General features: G+C 63.3%; 5 protein-coding genes. 3 read left to right on the top strand and 2 right to left on the bottom strand.

The window, feature by feature from the left end:
- Nucleotides 1-138: 138 nt before the first annotated feature.
- The gene (locus EOA75_RS05175) at nt 139-444 is read left to right on the top strand and encodes a Rieske (2Fe-2S) protein (RefSeq protein ID WP_127323775.1); all 306 of its coding nucleotides are present in this window, start codon (nt 139-141) and stop codon (nt 442-444) included.
- A 1-nt stretch (nt 445) separates the two neighbouring features.
- Nucleotides 446-1165: a glutathione S-transferase family protein gene (locus tag EOA75_RS05170; RefSeq protein WP_164747288.1), complete on the top strand. Its 720-nt coding sequence runs from the start codon at nt 446-448 to the stop codon at nt 1163-1165.
- Between the two features lie 93 nt (nt 1166-1258).
- On the opposite strand, the gene EOA75_RS05165 is transcribed toward EOA75_RS05170, so the two are convergent.
- Nucleotides 1259-1669 carry a helix-turn-helix domain-containing protein gene (locus EOA75_RS05165; RefSeq protein ID WP_066998811.1) on the bottom strand — a complete coding sequence of 137 codons (411 nt, stop codon included), beginning with the start codon at nt 1667-1669 and terminating at the stop codon, nt 1259-1261.
- Nucleotides 1670-1836: 167 nt separating this feature from the next.
- Here EOA75_RS05165 and EOA75_RS05160 point away from each other — a divergent pair, with 167 nt between their 5' ends.
- Entirely contained in the window at nt 1837-2730 is an 894-nt protein-coding gene (locus EOA75_RS05160) for an SDR family oxidoreductase (protein ID WP_127241422.1), read from the top strand.
- 35 nt (nt 2731-2765) lie between these two features.
- On the opposite strand, the gene EOA75_RS05155 is transcribed toward EOA75_RS05160, so the two are convergent.
- A complete protein-coding gene (locus EOA75_RS05155; protein WP_245466564.1) occupies nt 2766-3791 on the bottom strand; it encodes an aldehyde reductase in 1026 nt (341 codons plus the stop codon).
- Nucleotides 3792-3991: the final 200 nt, after the last annotated feature.

Genomic DNA, 3991 nt, shown 5'->3' with positions numbered 1-3991 from the left:
CCCAGGCTTTGACGGCCTCGGGCGCAGGAGATTTTCTCGTCATCGAGGAACTTTATTCGATAGATGCAATTGCATCAAGCTTGACGGTCGATGCAAATGCATTCATATAGATGCAATTGCATCGATAAGGAGTTCCCGATGAAACATGAGATCTGTAAAGTGGCCGACATCCCGCAGACGGGCAGCCTGATCGCGCCTTTCTTCGGCCGCGAGATCCACGTCTGGCGCAGCGGCGAGCGTGTCCGTGCCGCGGCCAATGCCTGCCTGCATTTCGGCGGGCCACTCGACTGCAAGGACGGCGCCTTCATCTGCCAGTGGCACGGCGCCCGCTTCGACATGCAAAGCGGCGAGCGCCTCGTAGGCCCGGCGCCGAAGGGCTCGCGCCCGATGTTCCTGTCGACCCGCGTCGAGGACGGCGCGCTGAACTATGTCTGGGGAGAATAAGATGACGGCCAAACTCACCCTCGTCAGTCATCACCTTTGCCCCTACGTCCAGCGTGCGGCAATCGCCCTCGCCGAGAAAGGCGTGCCGTTCGAGCGCGTCAATGTCGACCTTGCCAGCAAGCCCGACTGGTTCAAGGCTATCTCGCCGCTCGGCAAGGTACCGCTGCTCTGCGTTCGAAACGGCAGCAAGGAGGAGATCATTTTCGAATCCGCCGTCATTCTCGAATTCCTCGAGGAGACGCAGGCCAATCCGTTGCACCCGGCCGATCCGCTCATGCGGGCCAGGCACCGCTCCTGGGTCGAATTCGGTTCGGCCATCCTCAACGCCATCGGGCGCTTCTATTCCGCCGCCGATGAGGCCTGCTTCCTCAAGGAAAGCAGCGGCTTGTCGGAACTGTTTGAGCGTGTCGAGGCGGAACTGTCGGCAAGGCGGAGCGGTCCGTGGTTCGCCGGGAAGCGCTTCTCGCTGGTCGACGCCGTCTACGGGCCGATCTTCCGCTACTTCGACACGTTCGACGAGATCGGCGCTAGCGGCATCCTGGACGGTAAGCCTCTCGTCCAGGCCTGGCGCAAGGCGTTGAGCGACCGGCAATCGGTGAAGGAGGCTGTCAGTCCGGACTATCCGCTGCGGCTGCACGCCTTCCTGCGGGCAAAGGCATCTTATCTATCGCGGATGATCCGGCTGCAGGCCATTGCGATTCCGCAAGCCCGATCGGCCTGAACGGATCGATCACCGTTCCCGCGACCATGGCGGCGAGCAACTGCGGCACCGGCGCAAGCGACGTTTTGACGCTTGTATCGGGGAAGGAAAGGCTCAGGCCTGCGCGGCATCGAAGGCGACGCGCGCCTCACGAACGGCATCGTGGTTGAGTTCGGCCCATTGGATCAGCATCTGCAACGGCGCAAACATCGAGCGGCCGAGATCGGTGAGGCTGTATTCAACGCTCGGCGGCTTGGTCGGAAAGACTTCGCGATGCACATAGCCGTCGCGCTGCAGGTCGTAGAGCGTCTGCGTCAGCATACGCTGCGAAATGTCGGGCACCAGGCGGCGCAACTCCCCGAACCGGTACGGCTTCTCGGCCAAAGCCATGACCAGCAGCGAGCTCCATTTGCCGCTGATGCCCTGGATCACATCGCGGACCGGGCAGTCGGCGAAATTGCCGCCGCCGGTCATGGCTTTGTAGACCTCGAGCTTCGATTTCAGACTGAAGATCTTGCTGTCCATCGCGACATCCATTGATCGAAGCGGCGACCCGCCGGTGGTTCCCCGGCTGTGCCTACCTCCCGGAAAACTGCCTTCTTTACGGCCCTTGGTCAATTCTTATTTTAGTGCTGGTCTCTTTTTGAGACCATCGTTCAGAACCCCTTCGACGCAAATTTCAGGAACTTCCCATGACCGAAACTCTCCTTGTCACCGGCGCTTCCGGCCATCTCGGCCGCGCCGTGATCAACCATCTGCTCGATGCGCAGAAAGTCGCGCCGGCAAATATCATCGCAACCACGCGCAATCCCGAAAATCTCGGCGACCTGGCAGCCCTCGGCATTGTCGTCAGGCCGGCCGATTTCGACGATCCGGCCTCGCTGGAGCGCGCGTTCAAAGGCGCCGACCGAGTGCTGATCGTCTCGACCGGTGAGCTCGACCTGAAGAGCGACCGGCGCCTCAAGCAGCATCAGGCCGCGGTGGCCGCAGCCAAGGCGGCAAGCGTCTCGCACCTCCTCTACACCTCGATGCCCAATCCCGAGCCGGTCTCGCCGGTGCTGTTTGCCGGCGACCACTACGGCACCGAGCAGGCCATCAAGGCGAGCGGCATTGCCTACACCATCTTCCGCAACGGCTGGTACCAGGAGAACCTTTTCATGGCGCTGCCGCACGCCATTTCGTCGGGCAAGTGGTACACGTCAGCCGGCGACGGGCGGATCGCGCACGCCGCGCGCGACGACATGGCCGCCGCGATCGCCGCGAGCCTCGCTTCCGGCTCAACGGAGAGCCGCGTCTACACACTGACCGGCCCGCATGCCTACACGACGAACGAAATTGCCGCTCTGGTGAGCGAAGTCACTGGCAAGCCGCTGGAGGTTATCCAATTGCCTGACGAGGCTTTGACCGAGGGCGTCAAGGCGGCCGGCCTTCCCGAGGACTTTGCGCGCATTGTCGTATCCTTCGACGCCAACACACGCTCCGGCCGTATCGGCATGGTAACCGACGCTATCGAGACGCTGTCGGGCCGCAAGCCGAAGACGCTCAAGCAGTTCCTGGAAGGGAACAAAGCCGCACTGCTTGGCTGAACCGTTGCGCCTGGGGGGGTACTCTCCCGGGCGCGTCACCTCGACTTTTTGAGCAATCCGAGCCGGACCAGGCTTTCGCCGGTGGCGACGAGCGCTTCTTCGCGCGATCGCGGCGCCCAGCCGAGCATGCGCATGGCCTTGGCCCCGGTTGCGTTTCTGGCCTTGCCCAGTTCCGTCACGATCTGGGCTGCTTGCCCGTCGAACAGTCCGACGGTCCGGACCAGCCAGTCCGGTAGCATTCTCGTCGTAACGCGCGACGCAACGCTGCCCAGCCGCGATTTCAACGTTTGTGCGATCCCCAGCGTCGTCATGAAATCGCCGCTGATGGCGAGGAACCGCTCCCCCTTGGCGGCGGGACTGGTCATGGCGCGCAGATGCAGGTCCGCCACGTCCCGCGCGTCGACCACGCCGAACACCATGCGCGGCAGACCCTGCATCTCGCCGTCCAGCAAGCGCTTGATGAAGTCCGTCGAGGTCGAATGATCCGGCCCCAGGACCGGTCCAAAGATCCCGACCGGATTGACGACCGTCAGTTCCAGCGCTCCGCCCTGGCTGGCAATGAAATCCCAGGCCGCACGTTCCGCCAGCGTTTTCGACTTCACATAGGCGCTTACCTTGGCCGCCAGGTTGGTCCAGTTCTCTTCCGTGAACGGACTGCCCGGAATTGGCCTCTGGCCATAGCCGATGGGGGCAAAGGACGAGGTGAGCACCACCCGTTTGACGCCCGCATCGCGCGCGGCCCGCAGCACGCGCAGCGCACCCTCGCGCGCAGGAACGATCAGATCGTCCTCGTGTTTCGGCACGCCCGGCGGGAACGGCGAAGCGACATGAAGAACGTACTGGCATCCCGCGACCGCTTCCAGCCAGCCGGGGTCTGTCATCAGATCGGCGTAGGCGAAGGAAAGCGCATCGCCCGGCTCGGCACCGCCGACCCTCAGCATGGCGAGAACATCGGCTTCGCGCTTGGCGGATCGCACTGTTGTGCGGACGCGGTAGCCTGCCTGCAACAGGGCTAGAACGCAGTGCGCGCCGAGGAACCCGGAGCCGCCGGTAACGAGCACCAACTCACCGCTTTAGGCGTTGCAGTCCCTCAAATGGCGACCTGAGTGCCGATCTCGACCACGCGCCCGGTGGGGATCTGGAAATACTCCGTCGCATCCGCCGCCGTCTTCGCAAGGCCGATGAACAGCCTGTCCTGCCAGATCGGCATGCCGGAATTGGGCGAGGCCTTCAGCGAGCGCCGCGACAGGAAGAAGGACGT

Source organism: Mesorhizobium sp. M1A.F.Ca.IN.022.07.1.1 (genome assembly GCF_003997575.1).
In the GTDB taxonomy this organism is placed as follows: Bacteria; Pseudomonadota; Alphaproteobacteria; order Rhizobiales; family Rhizobiaceae; genus Mesorhizobium.
This window is presented reverse-complemented; position numbering and strand designations above follow the sequence as displayed.